The sequence below is a fragment of the Streptomyces sp. MS06 genome (assembly GCF_047200655.1).
Lineage (GTDB): Bacteria > Actinomycetota > Actinomycetes > Streptomycetales > Streptomycetaceae > Streptomyces.
Window position 1 is genome coordinate 20,770 of sequence record NZ_JBJZOJ010000068.1, and the last position, 20,045, is coordinate 40,814.

The following is a 20,045-nucleotide window of genomic DNA, read 5'->3' on the forward strand; positions in this document are numbered from 1 at the left end:
ACCATGAGCCAGACCCCGGACAGCGCCGTCCGTACGTACCTCGAGCACCACCGCGCCGACTTCCTCGACGACCTCTCCGCCTGGCTGCGCATCCCGTCGGTGTCCGCCCGGCCCGACCACGCTCCGGACGTCCGCCGCAGCGCCGACTGGCTCGCCGCCGCACTCTCCCGGACGGGCTTCACCACCGCTGAGGTCTGGCCGACCCCCGGCGCCCCCGCCGTGTACGCCGAGTGGCCGTCCGACGATCCCGAAGCGCCCACCGTCCTCGTCTACGGCCACCACGACGTCCAGCCGGCCGACCGCGAGGACGGCTGGGACGGCGACCCGTTCGAGCCGGTGGTGCGCGGCAACCGGCTCCACGCCCGGGGGGCGGCCGACGACAAGGGGCAGGTCCTCTTCCACACCCTCGGCGTCCGCGCCCACCTGGCCGCCACCGGACGCACCGCCCCGGCCGTCAACCTCAAGCTGCTGGTCGAGGGCGAGGAGGAGTCGGGCTCCCCGCACTTCCGCGCCCTGGTCGAGGCACACGCCGAGCGGCTGGCAGCCGACGCCGTGATCGTGTCCGACACCGGCATGTGGTCCGCCGACACCCCCACGGTCTGCACCGGAATGCGCGGCCTCGCCGAGTGCGAGATCCGCCTGTACGGCCCCGACCAGGACATCCACTCCGGTTCCTTCGGCGGCGCCGTGCCCAACCCCGCGGCCGCGGCCGCCCGGCTGGTCGCCGCCCTGCACGACGAGCAGTCCCGGGTGGCCGTCCCCGGTTTCCACGACGGCATCGTCGAGCTGACCGACCGCGAACGGGAACTCCTCGCCGAGCTGCCCTTCGACGAGCAGCAGTGGCTGCACACCGCCAGATCCCACGCCACCCACGGCGAAGCCGGCTACTCCACCCTGGAACGCATCTGGGCCCGCCCCACGGCCGAGGTCAACGGCATCGGCGGGGGATACCAGGGCCCCGGCAGCAAGACGATCATCCCGTCCTCGGCCATGGTGAAACTGTCCTTCCGCCTCGTTGCCGGGCAGGAACCGGACCACGTCGAGAAGGCCGTCCGCGCCTGGACCGCCGACCAGTTGCCGGCGGGCATCCGGCACGAGATCACCTTCAGCGGCGCCACCCGCCCCTGCCTGACCCCGCTGGACCACCCCGCGCTGCAGTCCGTCGTCCGCTCCATGAGCCGCGCCTTCCAGCAGCCCGTCCGCCACACCCGCGAGGGCGGCTCCGGACCCGCCGCCGACCTCCAGGACGTCCTGGGCGCCCCGGTCCTGTTCCTCGGCATCTCGATCCCCTCCGACGGCTGGCACGCACCGAACGAGAAGGTCGAGCTTGATCTGCTGTTCAAAGGCGCCGAGGCCGCCGCCTACCTGTGGGCCGACCTCGCCGACACCTGGCGCCATGCCCCCTGAGCCGCAGGAGCGGGCCGGAGCGCCCTCCGGACAGGGGCACACTGGAGGGGCCGCCCCGCCGAGCCGTGCCCGACCCGGCGGCCTCCCCGCCGCACGCACCGCCGAACCGCCGCCGAACCGAATCGCCTCCCCGGGGGAGTTGGAAGCACTCGTGACCACCTGGACCGATCACACCGCCGACCGACCCGTCTCGCTCACCGCGCCCAGCGGCATCGACCGGGCCGCCCACCACCGGCTCGACGAGGCCTGGCTGGCCGCGGCCTGGAGCCATCCCTCGACGCGCTGCTTCGTGGTCTCCGGCGGGCAGGTCCTCATCGACGAGGCACCCGACGGCCGCACCGAACTGGTCATGACGCCCTCCTTCGAGGCGCCCCTCACCGAGGCGCACCGGTACTTCCTCGGGATCGACCAGGACGGCGTCAGCTACTTCGCGCTGCAGAAGGACGGCCTTCCCGGCCGTATCGACCAGTCCGCCCGCCCGGCGGGCCTGAGGGAAGCCGGGCTGCTGCTGTCGCCGCGCGACGCCGGACTGATGGTGCACGCCGTCGGCCTGGAGAACTGGCAGCGCACCCACCGCTTCTGCTCCCGCTGCGGCGAGCGCACCGTCATCGCCGCAGCGGGGCACATCCGCCGCTGCCCCGCCTGCGGTGCCGAGCACTACCCGCGGACCGACCCCGCGGTGATCATGGCCGTGACCGACGAGGACGACCGCATCCTCCTCGGCCGCCAGGTCCACTGGCCGGAGGGCCGCTTCTCCACGCTCGCCGGCTTCGTCGAGCCCGGCGAGTCCATCGAGCAGGCCGTGCGCCGCGAGGTGTGCGAGGAGGCGGGCGTGCACGTCGGCCGGGTCGACTACGTCGCCAGCCAGCCCTGGCCCTTCCCGTCCAGCCTGATGCTGGGCTTCATGGCCCGGGCCACCACGACGGAGGTCGAGGTGGACGGCGACGAGATCCACGAGGCCCGCTGGTTCTCCCGGGACGAGCTGACCGAGGCCTTCGCCTCCGGCGAGGTACTGCCGCCGTACGGCATCTCCATCGCCGCCCGGCTGATCGAACTCTGGTACGGCAAGCCGCTGCCGACGCGCGGCGTCTGAGCACACCGGGGCGGTCCCCGATCCTCCAGGGACCGCCCGGCCCGCGTGACACGCCCGTGCCCGGGCGCCGGACCCGCCCCGGTCCTTCCGGAGCCGGCGCACCCCTGCGGAGGACCGCCCCCGCGTTCGCCGTGCCTCCGACCGGCGCTTCGCCGTCCTCCTCGTCCTCGGTCGTCACGTTGATCACGCGACCGCCGAGGCAGCCCCGTACAACCCGGGTGGACGACGACCCCCGATGAGGCGCCGAGCCGGTCGGGGGTCGGGTGCGCGATGCGGGGTCAGGCGCCGAGTGCCTGCTTCACCTGCGCAAGGCTCGGGTTCGTCATCACGACCTCGGCGCCGCCGCCGGAGGGAACCACCTGGACGGTCGGCACGGTCTGGTTGCCGCCGTTCGCCTTCTCGACGAACGCCGCGGACTGCGGGTCCTGCTCGATGTTGACCTCGGTGTACGCGATGCCCTCACGGTCCATCTGGCTCTTCAGCCGGCGGCAGTAGCCGCACCACGTGGTGCTGTACATCGTCACAGTGCCCAACATGTCTCCGGTGCTCCTTCAGTTACTCGGTGCTGCGGGTGTCGCACGGAGGGAACGCACCGGGAACCGCCCCCATTCCCCGGAACGGCGGCGGCGTGACCTCGGTCGCACCGAGGTGTGGCGTCGGACGCGGCCGGGCTTGTCGTCCGCCGCGGCGCGGTGCGGTGTCCGACGCATTGATATGACCGCCGGGCCCCACCTGTGGACAACCTCCGCACCCGCCTCCGGCGACCTGGCAGCATGGCGGGGTGACAGCAGCAACGCACTCCACCCTCTTCCCGCAGGTACCGGACTCGGCCGACGCGGTGCTCGAAGGGCTCGACCCCGAGCAGCGCGAGGTCGCCACCGCCCTGCACGGTCCGGTGTGCGTGCTGGCCGGGGCCGGCACGGGCAAGACCCGGGCCATCACCCACCGGATCGCCTACGGAGTGCGCGCGGGCCTCCTCCAGCCGTCCAGCGTGCTCGCCGTCACCTTCACCAACCGCGCCGCCGGTGAGATGCGCGGCCGGCTGCGGCAGCTCGGCGCCCACGGTGTGCAGGCCCGCACCTTCCACTCCGCGGCCCTGCGCCAGCTCCAGTACTTCTGGCCGAAGGCGGTCGGGGGCTCCCTGCCCCGGATCGTCGACCGCAAGATCCAGCTGGTCGCCGACGCGGCGGCCGCCTGCCGCCTCCGCCTGGACCGCAACGAGCTGCGCGACGTCACCGCGGAGATCGAGTGGTCCAAGGTCACCCAGACCGTTCCCGCGGAGTACGCCGCCGCCGCGGCCAAGGCCGGCCGGGAGGCGCCCCGGGACCCGGCCGAGACCGCTCAGATCTACTCCGCCTACGAGGACCTCAAGCGCGACCGCGCCGTCATCGACTTCGAGGACGTGCTGCTGCTGACCGTCGGCGTCCTCCAGGACCGGCAGGACGTGGCCGAACAGGTACGCGCCCAGTACCAGCACTTCGTCGTCGACGAGTACCAGGACGTCAGCCCGCTGCAGCAGCGGCTGCTGGAGCTGTGGCTCGGCGACCGCGAGGACCTGTGCGTGGTCGGTGACGCAAGCCAGACGATCTACTCCTTCACCGGTGCCACCCCCGACCACCTCCTCGACTTCCGCGTCCGCCACCCCCGGGCCACCGTCGTCAAACTGGTCCGCGACTACCGGTCCACCCCGCAGGTCGTCCACCTCGCCAACGGTCTGCTCGCCCAGGCCCGCGGCCGTGCCGCGGACCACCGCCTCGAGCTGGTCTCGCAGCGCCCGCCCGGTCCGCTGCCCGTCCACACCGAGTACGCCGACGAGCCTGCCGAGGCCGAGGGCGCAGCCCGCCGCATCCGCGAACTGATCGACGCCGGGGTCCCGGCCGGCGAGATCGCCGTCCTGTTCCGCGTCAACGCCCAGTCCGAGACCTACGAGCAGGCACTCGCCGACGCCGGCGTCCCCTACCAGCTGCGCGGAGCCGAGCGGTTCTTCGACCGCCCCGAGGTCCGCAAGGCGGGTGTCGCCCTGCGCGCCGCCTCCCGCTTCGGAAGCAACGACAGCCTTCTCGACGACGTCGTCGACCTGCCCTCCCAGGTGCGTGCCGTGCTGTCCGGTGAGGGTTGGACGCCGCAGCCACCGGCCGGTTCCGGTGCCGTCCGGGAACGCTGGGAGTCCCTCGCCGCCCTGGTGAACCTCGCGCAGGACTTCAGCACCGCCAAACCGGACGCCACCCTCGCCGATCTGGTCGCGGAGCTCGACGAGCGGGCGAACGCCCAGCACGCCCCGACCGTGCAGGGCGTCACCCTGGCCTCCCTGCACTCGGCGAAGGGGCTGGAGTGGGACGTCGTCTTCCTGGTCGGCGTCGCCGAGGGGATGCTGCCGATCACCTACGCCAGAACCGACGAACAGGTCGAGGAGGAACGCCGCCTCCTGTACGTCGGCGTCACCCGCGCCCGGGAACGTCTCCATGTGTCCTGGGCGCTGTCCCGCTCGCCCGGAGGCCGCCCCGGCCGCCGCCCCAGCCGCTTCCTCGACGGGCTGCGCTCCGGTTCCCCCGCCGCCCGCTCGGGCCGCAGCGGGCCCGGCGCAGCCGCAGGTGTCGAACGCGGCCGGTCCCTCGGAGGGGGGACGGCCGCCGGTCCCCGTCGCACCCGGCGCACCCCGGCCCGCTGCCGGGTCTGCGGGCGCACCCTCACCGACCCCGGCGAGATGAAGCTGATGCGCTGCGAGGACTGCCCCTCCGACATGGACGAAGGGCTGTACGAGCGGCTGCGCGAGTGGCGTGCCGGGCAGGCACGGCGCAGCGGCCAGCCCGCGTTCTGCGTCTTCACCGACCGGACGCTGGTCGCGATCGCCGAGGCAGCGCCCGACGACGCGCACGAACTGGCTCGCATCCCCGGGGTCGGCGCCCGCAAGCTGGGCCGCTACGGGGCCGAAGTGCTGGACATCTGTGCAGGCCGGGAGCCGGTGGCCGAAGACGATGTGGACTGATCCGAACTCGTCGAAAAAATAGTTTGCGCATGCCCCGGCAATCCCCATAGGTTCTAAGCCACGAGGACAGCGGCCTTCTCGAAGGCCCTGATCACGTGCTCTACTTGCATACCCGTCGGGTCGGCTCGCGCCGGCCCCCGAGACGCCGAGAGGAGGCGATTCCAGTGATCAGCATCAACCACAGCTTTATCAGCATGGACAAAATGACCGATCGCTCGGTCGTCTCCGTGTGCATGCTCGGCGCCTCCAATGCGGGCACCGGTCTGTGCGGCATTCCCGCCGTGCGTCCGGCGTCCTCCGCTGCCCTCGCGGGCCTTCCCGTCCGTGAGCGCGACGAGCGACCGACGAAGGCACTGGAAGCAGTAGAGGCAAAGGCTCAGGCCTATGCCTTCGCCGCGGCCGGTGCCGGAGGCCGGAAGCAGGCGACGCAGCACCACCTGATGTGGGCCTTCCGTGGGCCAGATCCCTGGAGTGATCCAGCCTGATCGTCGATCAGGCCGGCGCCTTCAGGGCCGCGGAACCCCATCCGGGATCCGCGGCCCTTCTGTTTGTCCCGAACGGGACGGCAGGGCGAAGGGGCCTCGGGACAAGAAAAGAACCCGGTACCACACCCAACCGGTCTCACCCGACCGGACCGACCAGACGAGGAAGACACCCCGTGCAACTCGAAGCGCACGCCCCGTCCGTACCGCCTTCCGGCACGATCCCCAAGCCTGGCCCCACGGAGGACTCTCCCTTGACCCCGCTCAGCCCGCTCAGCCCGCTCACCGCGCTCGACGACGCCATCGAGAACCTCGGAGCACCCGTCCCCTGCCGTTCCTACGACCCGGAGGTCTTCTTCGCCGAGTCGCCGGCGGACGTGGAGTACGCCAAGTCCCTCTGCCGCACCTGCCCGCTGGTGGAGGCCTGCCTCGCCGGTGCCAAGGAGCGTCGCGAGCCCTGGGGCGTCTGGGGTGGCGAGCTGTTCGTCCAGGGTGTCGTCGTCGCCCGGAAGCGGCCGCGTGGTCGCCCGCGCAAGAACCCGGTCACAGCATGAACACCGCAGGAACGATCGACCGTCCCCTCACGCACGACCCCGAAAAGCAGGCCCCGATGAAGCCGTCAACCAGCGAGCCCACCGGCTCCGTGATCGAAGACGTCACCACCACAGGCGCGACCGAGTCGCGTCAGAACAGGACCCGAGAGATGCAACTGCTCCAAGAAGCCCTGGCTCGTGCGCATATGCATGACCGGCTGCAGGAGGCCGAGCAGGAACGGCGGGCGGTGGTCCTGGCGACTGCCCGCCGGATGCAGCGCCGGGCCGAGCGTGCCTCGCTGCGCGCCCGCCGTGCGTTGGCGCTGGCCGTCATGCAGTAGTCGGCACCCCAAGCGTGACCTCCCCGCGTCGGGGGGTGGATGCTCCACGTGGGGCCGGTCCGTACGCGCGGACCGGCCCCCGCGGTGCGTTCCACGACTCGTGTGCGGCTGCGGGGTTATCGTCGCCGGGTGGCGTGTGTTCCCTCGGACGACGACTCCGGACCGGCAGTGGACTCCCGACCGGCAGTGGACCCCGGGCCCGCGGTGGGCCCCGGGACCGTGGCGTGTGCCCGCTGCGGCGTCCAGGCCGGCGACGCCCTGCCGGTCACCTGGACCTGCTCCGTGGAGGACGGCGTCCGCCGCCACTTCTGCGAGACCTGTTCCCGGCAGAACCTGCGGGCGATCGAGGGTCGGCTCGACTCGGCCTGGTGGTAGAGCTCCGCAGCTTCCGGAACCACCGGGCCGGACCGCTCACCCTTCCGCGGCCAGATCCTCCGGATCCTCCGGAGGATCCTGCTCCACCGGGACCTCCTGCCCCTCCGTCTCCACCGCGACGAAGCCGGGCAGCCACTCCTCCAGCTCCTCGCGCAGCCGCACCGTCGAGCCCAACTGGCACAGCACGCCGATCGTGCTCAAGGTGACCCGGTGGATCAGCAGATAGGCCGGTGGCAGGTTGAGCTGCTTGCCCAGTTGGTAGGCGGGGGAGCGGGGGTCGGCGATCCTGGCGGCCTGGTTGCGCATCCAGGAGCGGGTGAAGGTGAACTGATCCGCCTGCGCCGGTTCGATGATCGGCAGCAGGTAGTCGAGGACCGCGTCCGGGTCCAGATCGATCGACTCCTTGACGAAGCCCTCCGCGCACAGGAGCTCGTAGACCGCTTCGGCCTCCCCGTCCAGGGTCATGCGCAGCGAGCGCCCGATCGGGGTGGGCAGACCGCCCGGCAGCCGGTCCACCGTGCCGAAGTCCAGCACGCCGAGCCGCCAGTCGTCCGCGCCCTCCGGCCCGCCCGGCAGCAGCCGGAAATTGCCGGGGTGCGGGTCGGCGTGCAGCAGCCCGGTCCGAGCGGGGCCGGAGAAGAGGAACCGGGCCAGGAGCTGGCCGGCGCGGTTCCGCTGCTCCTCGGTGCCGTCGGCGATCACCTCCGACAGCGGGACGCCGTCGATCCATTCGGTGATCAGGACCTGGTCGCACTGGTGGACCACAGCGGGCACCACGACGTCGGGATCGTCCGCGAACTCGTCCGCGTGCGCCTGCTGGGCGCGGGCCTCCAGGTCGTAGTCGAGCTCCTCCGAGATGCGGTCGCGCAGTTCGGAGATCAGCGGCTTGACGTCCATCCCGGGAACGAGCGGGCCCAGCAGGCGGGCGAAACGGCCGAGCTGGTTCAGGTCGGACAGCAGGGCGTCACCGGCACCGGGGTACTGGACCTTGACCGCGACCTCCCGGCCGTCGTGCCACACGCCCCGGTGCACCTGCCCGATCGAGGCCGCGGCGGCCGGCTTGTCCTCGAACTCCAGGAACCGCTCGTGCCAGTCCTCGCCGAGCCGTTCCGCCAGTACCGCGTGCACGGTGCGCGTCGGCATCGGAGGCGCCGCCTCCTGGAGTTTGGTGAGGGTCGCCCGGTACGGTCCGGCGACCTCCTCGGGCAGCGCCGACTCGAAGACGGACAGCGCCTGCCCGAACTTCATCGCCCCGCCCTTCAGCTCGCCGAGGACCTTGAACAGCTGTTCCGCGGTGCGCTGCTGCAACTCGCGCCCGACGATCTCCGCGGACTCGCCCACGATCCGCTTGCCCAGCCCCCAGGTGGCCCGCCCGGCGAAGCCGAGCGGGAGCGCGGCGAGCTTGGCGGTCCGGGTGACCGCCTTCCGGGGAAGATCAGACATGCGCCCTCCAAGTCCCAGCGGGTCGCGTCGCTCGCGTCTCACGGCTCAACTCCGTCGACGACCCTTGCTCAGCCATTGTCTCGTGCGCGGCCCCGTTCCCGGAGGTGTGTTCTCCCTTACCCTTGCTCGCCGCTCCGCAAGAGCATGCGGGGTCTGCCCCGATCGGCCGGGCGTGCCAGGTGAGACCCGGTAGTGAGACCTCCCAGCGTGCGCCTGCGCTGGAGGGGATGTGGCCGTCGAGGAAAGCGAGCGCGTGCGAGGCGGCCAGACCGGCGACGGTCGTCGCCAGCGCCAGGTCGCAGGGGCGAGCCGGACGCTGCCTGCCGGAGCGCCACTGGACGGCCAGTCGGGCCCAGGCGGCGTCCGCCCGGACGCGACGCTGCTGCAGGCAGCCTGCGCAGCCGGTCTCGCCGGGTAGGACCAGGGGGCCGACCACGCCGGTCCCCTCCACCACGCCCGCGTAGAGGTGCGGAGTGCCCGAGGAGACCAGGGGCTCCGCGGCGGACGGCTCGGGGGCGTGGACCGCGACATCGTCGCGCGGTGCCACGATCACCAGGGCGAATCCGGGATCGGCCTGCTCGGAGCCGGAGCCGGAGCCGGAGCCGGGCCCAGGGCCGCGGGAGCGTCGCGGTGGCCGGGCCGGCGCGGCCCGGCGGACGGCGCGGCGTGCGGCTTCGTCCCGGCGCTCACCCACGGCGTCGGGAGGCAGCCCGCCGGGGGCGACGTCGCCCGGCTCGACCCGGCCGCCGTCGCGCATCTCGACCGCCCCGACGCCGGCGCCTGACAGCAGCGAGCCCAGCACTGCCCCCACGCGGCCGGCGCCGCGGACCTGGACGCGCAGACCGCGGCGGGCCGCCAGTCGTCGGATCGCGTCGCCGGGCTCCGAGGCGATCAGGGAGAGCGAGGCCAGGTCGGGGCGCAGCCTGTCCAGCACGTCCGTACGCCCGCGCAGCGCGTCCGCTGCCTCCCCGCCTCCACGTGCGTCGTCGACGAGACCGGCTCTGGCCAGCCGCTCCAGGAGCAGGTCGACGTGGCCGTCGGGCAGGTCCATCCGGCGGCCTTCGGTGCGCAGGAGCGGCAGCCCGCGGGTGCCGTCGAGCAGATCGAGGAAGCTGCCGGTCGCCGTGTCCATCGGGCCGAGCGTCACGGCGTGTGCCGGGGTCATCCCGAACTGCACGGTGTTCAGATCGCGCCAGCCGCGCCGCAGCGCCGGTTTCACCACTGGATGCATGACAGGCCCCCGTTGCCCGAGAAGTGGTCGAAATCATTCCGTTGATTCCGAGAAATCGCAAAAGTCCTGTAAGTCTGCCTGTTTGAGGTGATCGAGGGATCGAAGAAGTCCGAAGGAGCGGATGAGTTGAAAGACGGTGAGGTCCGAGGGGTCGAGAGGGCAAGGCCCGTGAGAAGCGTGCGGCCTCCCGCGCGACGGCCGGGTGTGGGAGCGCGGGTGTCTCCCTGCCCTGTCGGTGATGGTCAGCATGCCGGGATCGCCGGTGTGTTCGCCGCGCGTTGTCCACAGATCGGGGAATTCATCGTACAAACTGGTCGTACAAATCCAGCGCACGGTGGTGCCTCGCCACGGAAGCGTCCCGGAGCCGGGACTTCGCCCGGGGCAGCGGGTACGGTCGGGGCGTGTCCGCCGATCCACTGCACCGCACCGGAACGCCGCCGCGCGCCACGACCAGTCAGCCGTCCCGCGGCTCCGGGACGAGTGCGATCGAGGTGCGCCGGAGTTCCCGGCGACGCCGCACGGTCTCCGCCTACCGCGAGGGCGACCGCACCGTCGTCCTCATCCCCGCCCGGATGTCCGAGGCGGAGGAGCGGCGCTGGGTGAACGTGATGCTCGACAAACTGGCGGCCCAGGAGAGCAAACGGGTCCTGGGCGACGCGGAGTTGGCCGAGCGGGCGGAGCGGCTGTCGACGCAGTACCTCGGCGGGCGGGCCCGGCCCGGCTCGGTGCGCTGGGTCACCAACCAGAACACCCGGTGGGGGTCGTGTACCCCGGCCGAGGGCAGTATCCGCCTCTCCCACCGGCTGCAGGGCATGCCCGAGTACGTCGTCGACTACGTGCTCCTCCACGAACTGGCCCACCTGCTCGTGCCCGGACACGGGCCCGGGTTCTGGCAACTGCTGGAGGCCTATCCGCGCACCGAACGGGCCCGGGGCTATCTGGAGGGGGTGGTCGCCGCGGACCGGCTGCCCCACGTGCCCGTCGCCCGCGGCGACTGAGCCGGGTCCCGGCCCCGGCCGGGGCCGCCGACCGCGCCGGTTCCGGCGCGGGTTGTGTACCGGGTCTGTACCGACACCCGCCGACATCGTCCGTTGTCCGCGTTTGCGGTTAGCCTGGCGCGACGCACTCACTTCGGGATGGGGGACGGTCGTAACGCATGGCCAGGGAATTCCAACGCGGCCACAAGGCCAGGATCAGTGACCTCACGGCGGGCACCGATCTGTACGTAGGCGTGCAGATCTCCGCCCCCGGACTGACCTTCGACATCAGCTGCTTCGGTCTCGACGCGGACGAACGGCTCTCCGACGACCGGTACTTCGTCTTCTTCAACCAGCCGAAGTCCCCGGAGGAGTCCGTTCAGCTGCTGGGTGCGCAGGCGGGCGACACGGAATCGTTCCGGGTCACGCTCGACCGCATCCCGCCGCAGATCCAGAAGCTGTCCTTCACGGCGACCATCGACGGCGCCGGGCAGATGTCGCAGATCGGTTCCGGATACATCCGCATCGTCGCGGGCGGTGAGGAGGTGGCCCGCTACGCGTTCGGCGGTGCGGAGTTCTCCACCGAGCGTGCCGTGATGCTCGGCGACTTCTACCTCAAGGACGTGTGGCGGTTCGCCGCCGTCGGGCAGGGGTTCGACGGCGGCCTGGAAGCGCTGCTGAAGAACTTCGGCGGCGAGGTCCAGGAGGAGGAGACTCCGGCTGCGCCGCAGCCGGAGCCGGGCAGCTCCGCCCCCGGCTCCGCCCCGCCCGCTTTCGGTGTTCCCGCAGGCCCGCCCGCCGGCGCCCCCGTGCCGGCCCCCGCTCCGCAACAGCCGCAGCCCGCCCCGCAGGGCTTCGCCCCGCCGCCGGGCGCCACCCCGCCGCCGGTGCACGCCGCACCGACCATCATCGCGCCCGTGCACCCGCCCGGGCCCGGTACCGTGCCTCCGCCCGCCCCAGCACCCGCCCCGCCCGGCCCACCGCCCGGTTACGGCCAGCAGCAGGCACCCCCGCCCCCCGGCCCGCCGCCCGGATACGGCCAGCAGCAGGCACCTCAGCCCCCGGGCCCGCCGCCCGGGTACGGTCAGCAGCCCCCGTCCGGCCAGCCGCCGTACGGGCAGGTTCCGGGACAGCAGTCCGCCCCCTACGGGTCGGTGCCGCCGAGCACCGGCGGCGCCCCGCAGGCAGCCGGCGTGACCGCCGCGCTCGAGTCGTTCAAGGAGACTCCGACCGGGCAGCGCTGGACGCAGCAGAACTCCAAGCTGATCCGCGTCGACCTCGGTGTCGAGGGACAGCCGGTGCTGGCCCGGCAGGGCAGCATGGTGCTCTACCAGGGCAAGGTCGACTTCAGCTACAAGGGCGCCGGGATCGCGGGACGCATCGTCGGCAACGCCACCGGCCAGGAGATGCAGCTGATGCGCTGCACCGGCCACGGCCAGGTGTTCCTCGCCGAGGAAGCCACCCAGCTGCACCCCGTCGAACTCCAGGGCGACGCGATCTGCGTCTCCGCGGAGAACGTCCTCGCCTTCGACGAGAGCCTCCAGTACGAGGTGCGGCGCATCGAGGGGCACGGGATCCCGGGCGGTGCCCTGTTCACCATGCAGTTCCAGGGCACCGGCACGATCGTCGTCAAGACGCACGGCACACCGGTGGTGCTGCCGGTCACGCCGACCACGTTCGCCGACTGCCACGCCGTCGTCGCCTGGTCGGCAGCCTCCCAGGTGATCGTCTCCAGCCAGGTACGCATGCGCCGCACCGCCTACGCCGGTGACACCGGTGAGAGTGTCAACCTCCAGTTCCGGGGCGCCCCCGGCAACTTCATCGTCGTCCAGCCGTACGAGGTCTGAGGGAGCCCGTCATGAACCAGCCGCTCGCGGGCTATTCCCCCGCGCCCGTCACCGCCCGCATGGAGAACCACGGCGGCCACATGCTGAAGGTCGCCATGCAGACCGGGAGCGACCTCTTCGCGCGGGTCGGCTCCATGGTCGCCTACGAGGGCTTCATCCAGTACGAACCCAACCCGCCGGCCGTGCGCCAGATCGCCCGCGACTGGATGACCGGCGAGGGCGCGCCGCTGATGAAGTGCACCGGCGACGGCCTGCTCTACCTCGCCGACTACGGCGCCGACGTCGTCGTGATCAACCTCGACGGCGACGGCATCTCCGTCAACGCCACCAATCTGCTCGCCTTCGACGCCCATCTCCAGTGGGGTGTCGAGCGGGTCAAGGGACTGGCGAAGTTCGCTGGTCAGGGGATGTGGAACACGAAGATCTCCGGGCAGGGCTGGGTCGCGCTGACCTCCCGGGGCAAGCCGATCGTGGTCGACTGCGGCGGCGGTGAGGACGAGACGTACGTCGATCCCGACGCACTCGTCGCCTGGTCGCCGAACCTGAAGGTGAAGGGCAAGCGCAGTTTCAAGGCGCAGTCCCTGATCGGCCGGGGCAGCGGTGAGGCCTACCAGATGGCCTTCTCCGGTCAGGGCATCGTCGTCGTCCAGCCCAGCGAGGACGGCACCGACCGCCTCCGGGTGCGGGGCTGAGGGGGAGTCAGGAAGACATGCAGAGCTCGCTTTTCGCCCACAACGACCAGCAGGCCCAGGAACGCTGGAGCCTGCAGAACAAGCAGATGCTGCGGGTCGCCCTGGAAGGCCACGACGACCTCCTCGCCCGCAAGGGCACCATGGTCGCCTACCAGGGGCTCGTCGAGTTCGACGCCGAGTACCGCAGCCACCACCAGTCCCACGCGCAGGCCTACACCGGTGAGGGTCTGGACCTGATGCGCTGCCACGGGCAGGGCACCGTCTATCTCGCCAACCTCGCCCAGTACGTGCACGTCATGGACGTCGAGCAGGAGGGGCTGACCGTCGACAGCAGCTACGTCCTCGCGATGGACTCCTCGCTGCACCACGAGATCATCGCCGTGGACAGCCTGTACGGCATCTCCGGCTCCGGGAAGTACCAGCTCAACATCACCGGGCACGGCAAGGTCGCTCTGATGACCTCGGGTGCGCCGCTGCTGATGCAGGTCACACCGGACAAGTACGTCAACTGCGACGCGGACGCCATCGTGGCCTGGTCCACCGGGCTGCGGGTGCAGATGCAGGCCCAGACGCACTCCTCCGGGGTGTGGCGCCGCCGCGGGAGCACCGGGGAGGGCTGGGAGCTCAGCTTCATGGGCTCCGGGTTCGCGCTCGTCCAGCCGAGCGAGCTGCTGCCGCCGCAGAACGCGGCCATCGGTCAGGGGCTCGCCGCGCAGTACGGCATGGGCCAGCACGGCGCCCGCGGCCAGAACCAGGGCAACGTCTGGAGCTGAGCCGCCCGGGACCGGCCGGCCGAGTGCGGCCGTCCGGACCGCCCGGTGGGGAGCCCACCCGCACGGGGCGCTCCCCCCTCCCGGTCCTTCCCGCGGTCACCTGAAGGGGAGCCGTCAGGTGACCGCCCGGAGGCGTGCACGGGCCGCCTCCAGCAGCCGTACCACCGACTCGTCGGCCACGTCCGGCACCTCGTCGTAGGCGAACCAGCGCACGTCCAGTGACTCCTCACTGACGGTGTGCACGGCATCCGACGGGGCGAGGACCGCGTACTGCACGTCCAGGTGCCAGTGGCAGGGCGGCGGGATCGGATGCCGGTCCAGCCGCACCGGGCCGCCCGGCAGCGGATTCAGCCCCGCGACACCGGACTCCTCGGCGGCCTCGCGGAGTGCCGCCGCCTCCAGGGAGGCGTCCTGCGGCTCGCAGTGGCCGCCGGTCTGCAGCCACATGCGGAGCTTGCGGTGCAGCGTCAGCAGCACCCGGGCGCCCTCCGGGTCGATCACCAGGGCGCTCGCCGTGAGGTGGCCGGCACGGCAGGCCTTCCACACGCCGTCCGGGTGAGCACCCAGATGGTCCAGGTAGGCCTGCCGCAGTTCCTCCTGGCCCGTGTACCCCTTCAGGGTGAGGACCGCGTCCTCGTGCAGGCTCACTCCGCGCCGTCGCCCCCGCCGTCGCTCCTGCGATCGTCGGAGTCGTCGCCGGCCTCGGCCTCACCCCGGTCCCGCTTGCGCAGGTCCGGCTTGCCCGCCGCCTCGCCCAGCATCCTGTCCAGCTCGGAGAAGTCGACCTGCTGCTCGCGGTGGACGAAGCCGTCCGGGTCGTCCAGATCGGTGGCGGTCGGCAGCATGTCCGGGTGGGCCCACAGCGCGTCTCGGCCGTCGACTCCGCGGGCGTCCGTGAGCGAGGCCCAGAGCCTGGAGGCGTCCCGCAGGCGCCTCGGGCGCAGCTCCAGCCCGATGAGCGTGGCGAAGGTCTGCTCGGCAGGACCGCCCGTGGCGCGACGGCGGCGCAGCGTCTCGCGGAGGGCGTCAGCGGACGACAGGCGAGGTTTCGCGGCCGCGTGGACGACCGCGTCCACCCAGCCCTCGACGAGCGCCAGGGCCGTCTCCAGCCGGGCCAGCGCGGCCTTCTGCTCCGGGGTGTCCTCCGGCTGGAACATGCCCTGCTGGAGTGCCTCCTGCAGCTCCTCCGGATTCTGCGGATCGAACTGGCCGACGACGTCCTCCAGCTTGGCCGTGTCGACCTTGATCCCGCGGGCGTACCCCTCGACGGCGCCGAACAGGTGCGAGCGCAGCCACGGCACGTGCGCGAAGAGACGCTGGTGGGCGGCCTCCCGGAGGGCGAGGTACAGGCGTACCTCCTCCTGCGGCACGCCCAGGTCCCTGCCGAAGGCGTCGACGTTGACCGGCAGCAGTGCGGCCCTGCCGGCCGGGCCGAGCGGCAGACCGACGTCCGTGGAGCCGACGACCTCACCCGCGAGCACGCCGACGGCCTGCCCGATCTGCGTGCCGAACATGGCACCGCCCATCGAGCGCATCATGCCGATCAGCGGGCCCGCCATGGCCTGCATCTCCTCGGGCAGGATGTCGCCCATGGCGCCGCCGACCCGCTCGGCGACCGGGTCGACGAGCTCCTTCCAGGCGGGCAGGGTGGCCTCCACCCACTCCGCACGGCTCCACGCCACCGCGGAGCCCGCCCCGGAGGGCAGCGAGGTGGCGTCGTCGAGCCACAGGTCGGCCAGGCGTACCGCCTCCTCGACCGCTCTGCGCTCGGCGGGGCCGACGCTGGCGTCCTTGGTGCCGTCAGCGGTGCCCTGGGACACCGTCTGCCGGGCGATCTGCTTGGCCATGTCCCAGTTCACCGGGCCGCCCTCGTAGGAGAGCATCTGGCCGAGCTGCTGGAACGCGGCGCCCAGGTCGTTGGGGTTCAGGGAACCGAACATGGCAGCGAGCGGATTGTCCGCACCGGGGCCGCCCGGGCCTCCGGCTCCGGACAGTCCGAAACCGAACGGGTTGGCCGGTCCCTGGCCACCACCGCTCTCCTGGTCCTTCTTCTTGCCCTCGTCGCCGTTCTCCGGCTCCTCCGGCGGAAGGCCGAATCCGAATGGGGTGTCACTCACGGGATTCCTCGGCTGTTAAGGCCGCCGGTCTTCTTCCGACGGCACGACTGCCCGACAACACCACCCAGCGTAGACACCGCGGGCGGTTCCGGCCTCGATGCTTCGCCGAGCGGGGGCCTGCGGCAGGATGGATGCCACCTGGTACGTACGCGTCACTCGCGCTCGTATGAAGACAACCGCTGGAGACGCCCGGTGAGTTCCCCAGATCCACAGGTTCGCGCAGCGCGAAACCGATCCACCCGCCCGTCGCCCGACCACCGCCCGGCAGCAGTGCCGCACTCCGGCGAGAAGGCAGCGGGCCGCCGGCCCGTCGTCGCGGTCACCGGAGCCGCCACCGGCGTCGGTGCCCTGCTCACCGAGCGACTGGCCGCCTCGGACGAGGTCAGACGGGTCATCGCCATCGACGAGCGGCGCGGCGACTGCGCGGCGGCGCAGTGGCACCTGCTCGACGTGCGCGATCCCGCCGTCGCCGACAAGCTGCGGGGCGCCGACGTCGTGGTCCACCTCGCGCTCGATCTCGACCTCGGCTCCGATTCCGCGGCCCGGACGGCGTACAACGTCCGGGGGACGCAGACCGTGCTGACGGCCGCCGCGGCGGCCGGGGTGCACCGGGTCGTGCTGTGCACCTCGGCGATGGTGTACGGGGCGCTGCCGGACAACGAGCTGCCGCTGTCCGAGGACGCGGAGCTGCGGGCCACGGCGGAGGCCACCGGCGTCGGGGACCTGCTGGAGATCGAGCGGCTGGCGCGGCGGGCCCCGCGCGCCCACCCCGGACTGAACGTCACCGTCGTCCGGCCCGCCCTGCTCGTCGGCGGCACCGACACCGCCCTGACCAGGTACTTCGAGTCACCCAGGCTGCTGGTGGTGGCCGGTTCGCGACCGGCCTGGCAGTTCTGCCACGTGGAGGACCTGTGCAGCGCGCTGGAGTACGCCGTTCAGGAGCGGGTGGACGGCGAGCTGGCGGTCGGCTGCGACGGGTGGCTGGAGCAGGAGGAGGTCGAGGAGCTCAGCGGCATCCGGCGCATGGAGCTGCCCTCGGCGGTCGCCCTGGGCGCGGCGGCCCGGCTGCACCGCATCGGCCTGACCCCCTCCCCCGCGGGAGACCTGGCGTACACGATGCACCCCTGGGTGGTCAGCGGGAGCCGGTTGCACGAGGCGGGATGGCGGCCCCGGTGGACCAACGAGGAGGTGCTGGCCGAGCTGCTGGAGGAGGCTTCCGGCCGGCACGCGGTCGCCGGGCGCCGGCTGGGCAGGAAGGACGCCACGGCCGCGGGTGCCGCGGGAGCGACGGTCGCGCTGCTGGGCGCCGCAGCCGTGGTGCGGCGGGCCAGGAAGGCGCGGCGGCGGATCTGAGGGCCGCCTGTTCGGCGGTGAACGCAGCGCGGCCGGCGCGTGGCGGATGCTCCGCGCCGGTCCGTGCATCCGTACGTATCTCCAAGGGGGCGCGCCCCCGGGCCGGGGGATGCGTCTGTTCCGTGCCGTCGCCGGGTGCGGCACGATGGGGCCATGGCACCGACGTATGACCATCCCGGCGAGCAGGCCGCGCACGATCCCGTCAAGCTGATCGCCGTCCGGGACACCGCGCTGTCCGTGGACGAGGTCTTCCGGGCCGTCGGGGACGGCGCGGCCGGTGGAACCGCCCTGTTCGTGGGCACCGTGCGGAACCACGACGGCGGCAGCGACGTGGACGAGCTGGCCTACTCCAGCCACCCGAGCGCCGAGGCGGAGATGCGCCGGATCGCGGAGAAGGTCGCCGCCGAGTACCCCGTACGGGCGCTCGCCGCCGTCCATCGCGTGGGGGACCTCGGGATCGGCGACCTCGCCGTCGTCGTGGCCGTGTCGTGCCCGCATCGCGGGGATGCCTTCGAGGCCTGCCGGAAGCTGATCGACGACCTCAAGCACGAGGTGCCCATCTGGAAGCACCAGACCTTCTCCGACGGCAACGAGGAGTGGGTCGGCGCGTAGCCGCCGCGGCGGCCGGCCCAGGCCGGCTCTGCCAGGCGGTCCTGCGGTTCACTCGGCCGGCGGTTCCCGGCGTCCGCGGTCCCGCCGCCGCGAGGCCACGTCCGCTTCCGCCTCGTACCCCGGCAGGCCTGAGTTCCGGTTGCGCAACCGTCCGGGGCACGTGAGCGTTGACTCTGCGGATGGCAAGCCTGCTGATCAGTGAGGTGCCATCGCTCACGTGAGGTCGGGAGGTCGGCATGGGCGCGCTCGTCTGGCTGCTGATTCCGCTTTTCGCGGGGATCGGCGCCGGCCTGTGGGGCAGCTGGGCCAACCGCACACACGGCGTCCGCGGTGACGGCCCGGAGCTCGACGGCTACGCCCGCTTCCGTGCCGCCATGGAAAGGCCCTCGGTCCTCCTGGAGGGTCCGGCGGCGACCGGCGACCCGGCGGCAGTCGGCGACCCGGCGGCGCCGGGGAAGCCCGCGGTCCCGGAGACGCCGTCGATGCCGGAGCCGCAGGACGTGGCCAGGGAGAGGTCTCCCTCCGGCACCTGAGGCGGCCACCTTCGGCGGCCCTGACGGTGCGCCGCCGGAGCCGTCCCGTACTGTCGTGGCATGCCACGCCGCACCGCGACGATGCTCGCCTCCACGCTGATGCTGATCGCGCTCCTCTGCGCGGGAGTGTTCATCCCCGTGCCCTACGCGGAGATGTCCCCGGGGCCCACGGTGAACACCCTCGGTGAGCACGACGGCGAGCCGGTGCTGCAGATCTCCGGGCACGACACGTACCGGAGCGACGGCCACCTGAACATGACCACCGTCCGGGTCACCAGCGCCAACTACCGGATGAACCTGGTCGAGGCGGTCTTCGGGTGGCTCGCCCACGACAACCGCGTCGTGCCGCACGACACCCTCTACCCGGACGGCAAGACGGAGGAGCAGTCGAACCAGGAGAACGCCGAGGAGTTCAGCCAGTCCCAGGAGAGCGCCAAGGTCGCCGCGCTCGGGGAACTCGGCATCCCGGTGCAGTCCTGGGTGATCGTCTCCGCCGTGGTGAAGGGCGCCCCCGCGCAGGGCAAGCTGCACGCCGGGGACGTGATCAAGGCCGTGGACGGTACGCCGGTCAAGAAGCCGGCCGACGTCGCCGAACTGGTGACCAAGCACCAGCCCGGCCAGGACGTGGAGTTCACCATCGTGCCCGCCAAGGAGCAGGAGGCCGCCGAGAAGGAGCACCGGTCGGCGGACACCACCCGTAACGTGACGATCACCACGACCACCTCCGACGACAGCGGTGAGAAGCGGGCCATCGTCGGCATCTCGGCCGGAACGGACCACACCTTCCCGTTCACCATCGACATCAAGCTGGCCGACGTCGGGGGTCCCAGCGCCGGGCTGATGTTCGCGCTCGGCATCTACGACAAGCTGACCCCGGGCAGTCTCACCGGCGGGAAGTTCGTCGCAGGCACCGGAACCATCGACGACGGCGGCAAGGTCGGACCGATCGGCGGCGTCGAGATGAAGACCATCGGCGCGCGCGACAAGGGCGCCCGGTACTTCCTGACGCCCGCCGCCAACTGCGCCGCCGCGGCCAAGGACGTGCCCGACGGGCTCACCCTGGTGAGGGTGAAGACCATCGCGGACGCCATCGGCGCGCTGAAGGACATCCGCTCCGGAGCGGTCGCCGACCTGCCGAAGTGCACCACCAAGGGCTGACCCGCGCCCCGACCGCATCAGCCGCGGCGACCGCACCAGGCGCCCCGGTCGCCCCCGCCGTCGCACCGGGAGGGGGGGGGGGGGGGGGGGGG

The 20,045-nt window shown here is 72.3% G+C and carries 20 protein-coding genes; 15 read left to right on the plus strand and 5 right to left on the minus strand.

The annotated features are described in order from the left end of the window. The first annotated feature begins 3 nt into the window (after window positions 1–3). Window positions 4–1,407, plus strand: a complete 1,404-nt coding sequence (locus ACL02U_RS27965) for a dipeptidase (RefSeq protein WP_412793750.1) — start codon at window positions 4–6, stop codon at window positions 1,405–1,407. Window positions 1,408–1,558: 151 nt separating this feature from the next. Further along, a complete protein-coding gene (gene nudC / locus ACL02U_RS27970) occupies window positions 1,559–2,500 on the plus strand; it encodes an NAD(+) diphosphatase (RefSeq protein ID WP_412793751.1) in 942 nt (313 codons plus the stop codon). A 278-nt stretch (window positions 2,501–2,778) separates the two neighbouring features. Here the strand turns inward: nudC and ACL02U_RS27975 are convergent, their stop codons facing one another. Continuing rightward, complete coding sequence (locus tag ACL02U_RS27975) at window positions 2,779–3,036, minus strand: mycoredoxin (protein WP_412793752.1); 258 nt, start codon at window positions 3,034–3,036, stop codon at window positions 2,779–2,781. Between the two features lie 245 nt (window positions 3,037–3,281). Between ACL02U_RS27975 and ACL02U_RS27980 the strand changes: the two genes are divergently transcribed. The 5 genes from ACL02U_RS27980 (at window position 3,282) to ACL02U_RS28000 (ending at window position 7,217) form a co-directional block, all read left to right on the plus strand. Next, complete coding sequence (locus tag ACL02U_RS27980) at window positions 3,282–5,486, plus strand: ATP-dependent DNA helicase UvrD2 (RefSeq protein WP_412793753.1); 2,205 nt, start codon at window positions 3,282–3,284, stop codon at window positions 5,484–5,486. Between the two features lie 164 nt (window positions 5,487–5,650). Continuing rightward, window positions 5,651–5,971 (plus strand): hypothetical protein, encoded by a 321-nt coding sequence (locus ACL02U_RS27985; protein WP_412793754.1) that lies wholly within the window; start codon window positions 5,651–5,653, stop codon window positions 5,969–5,971. A 173-nt stretch (window positions 5,972–6,144) separates the two neighbouring features. Next, the gene (locus ACL02U_RS27990; RefSeq protein ID WP_412793755.1) at window positions 6,145–6,522 is read left to right on the plus strand and encodes a WhiB family transcriptional regulator; all 378 of its coding nucleotides are present in this window, start codon (window positions 6,145–6,147) and stop codon (window positions 6,520–6,522) included. Beyond that, window positions 6,519–6,842, plus strand: coding sequence for a hypothetical protein (locus tag ACL02U_RS27995; RefSeq protein ID WP_412793756.1), 324 nt, complete (start codon window positions 6,519–6,521; stop codon window positions 6,840–6,842). Before ACL02U_RS27990 ends, ACL02U_RS27995 begins: the two co-directional genes overlap by 4 nt. A 129-nt stretch (window positions 6,843–6,971) precedes the next feature. Beyond that, a complete protein-coding gene (locus ACL02U_RS28000) occupies window positions 6,972–7,217 on the plus strand; it encodes a hypothetical protein (protein WP_412793757.1) in 246 nt (81 codons plus the stop codon). A gap of 36 nt (window positions 7,218–7,253) precedes the next feature. Here ACL02U_RS28000 and ACL02U_RS28005 read toward each other — a convergent pair whose 3' ends face one another. Further along, complete coding sequence (locus ACL02U_RS28005; protein ID WP_412793758.1) at window positions 7,254–8,660, minus strand: ABC1 kinase family protein; 1,407 nt, start codon at window positions 8,658–8,660, stop codon at window positions 7,254–7,256. Beyond that, complete coding sequence (locus tag ACL02U_RS28010) at window positions 8,653–9,891, minus strand: TOMM precursor leader peptide-binding protein (protein ID WP_412793759.1); 1,239 nt, start codon at window positions 9,889–9,891, stop codon at window positions 8,653–8,655. Before ACL02U_RS28010 ends, ACL02U_RS28005 begins: the two co-directional genes overlap by 8 nt. 401 nt (window positions 9,892–10,292) lie before the next feature. Between ACL02U_RS28010 and ACL02U_RS28015 the strand changes: the two genes are divergently transcribed. From ACL02U_RS28015 to ACL02U_RS28030, 4 genes are all read left to right on the plus strand, one after another. Then, on the plus strand, window positions 10,293–10,889 hold the full coding sequence (locus ACL02U_RS28015; RefSeq protein WP_412793760.1) for a M48 family metallopeptidase: 597 nt from the start codon (window positions 10,293–10,295) through the stop codon (window positions 10,887–10,889). Between the two features lie 158 nt (window positions 10,890–11,047). Beyond that, window positions 11,048–12,715: a TerD family protein gene (locus ACL02U_RS28020; protein ID WP_412793761.1), complete on the plus strand. Its 1,668-nt coding sequence runs from the start codon at window positions 11,048–11,050 to the stop codon at window positions 12,713–12,715. 11 nt (window positions 12,716–12,726) lie between these two features. Further along, window positions 12,727–13,407, plus strand: a complete 681-nt coding sequence (locus tag ACL02U_RS28025) for an AIM24 family protein (protein ID WP_412793762.1) — start codon at window positions 12,727–12,729, stop codon at window positions 13,405–13,407. 17 nt (window positions 13,408–13,424) lie between these two features. Further along, a complete protein-coding gene (locus ACL02U_RS28030; protein WP_412793763.1) occupies window positions 13,425–14,180 on the plus strand; it encodes an AIM24 family protein in 756 nt (251 codons plus the stop codon). A 114-nt stretch (window positions 14,181–14,294) separates the two neighbouring features. On the opposite strand, the gene ACL02U_RS28035 is transcribed toward ACL02U_RS28030, so the two are convergent. Both ACL02U_RS28035 and ACL02U_RS28040 read right to left on the minus strand, forming a co-directional pair. Next, window positions 14,295–14,828: an NUDIX hydrolase gene (locus ACL02U_RS28035; RefSeq protein ID WP_412793764.1), complete on the minus strand. Its 534-nt coding sequence runs from the start codon at window positions 14,826–14,828 to the stop codon at window positions 14,295–14,297. Next, window positions 14,825–16,297 carry a zinc-dependent metalloprotease gene (locus ACL02U_RS28040; protein ID WP_412793765.1) on the minus strand — a complete coding sequence of 491 codons (1,473 nt, stop codon included), beginning with the start codon at window positions 16,295–16,297 and terminating at the stop codon, window positions 14,825–14,827. Before ACL02U_RS28040 ends, ACL02U_RS28035 begins: the two co-directional genes overlap by 4 nt. A 192-nt stretch (window positions 16,298–16,489) precedes the next feature. On the opposite strand from ACL02U_RS28040, the gene ACL02U_RS28045 reads away from it, so the two are divergent. The 4 genes from ACL02U_RS28045 (at window position 16,490) to ACL02U_RS28060 (ending at window position 19,953) form a co-directional block, all read left to right on the plus strand. Further along, window positions 16,490–17,650, plus strand: a complete 1,161-nt coding sequence (locus tag ACL02U_RS28045) for an SDR family oxidoreductase (RefSeq protein WP_412793766.1) — start codon at window positions 16,490–16,492, stop codon at window positions 17,648–17,650. A 153-nt stretch (window positions 17,651–17,803) separates the two neighbouring features. Next, entirely contained in the window at window positions 17,804–18,262 is a 459-nt protein-coding gene (locus tag ACL02U_RS28050) for a molybdenum cofactor biosynthesis protein MoaE (protein WP_412793767.1), read from the plus strand. A 236-nt stretch (window positions 18,263–18,498) separates the two neighbouring features. Continuing rightward, window positions 18,499–18,795, plus strand: a complete 297-nt coding sequence (locus ACL02U_RS28055; RefSeq protein ID WP_412793769.1) for a hypothetical protein — start codon at window positions 18,499–18,501, stop codon at window positions 18,793–18,795. A gap of 60 nt (window positions 18,796–18,855) precedes the next feature. Beyond that, window positions 18,856–19,953 carry a PDZ domain-containing protein gene (locus ACL02U_RS28060; RefSeq protein WP_412793768.1) on the plus strand — a complete coding sequence of 366 codons (1,098 nt, stop codon included), beginning with the start codon at window positions 18,856–18,858 and terminating at the stop codon, window positions 19,951–19,953. Window positions 19,954–20,045 lie beyond the last annotated feature (92 nt).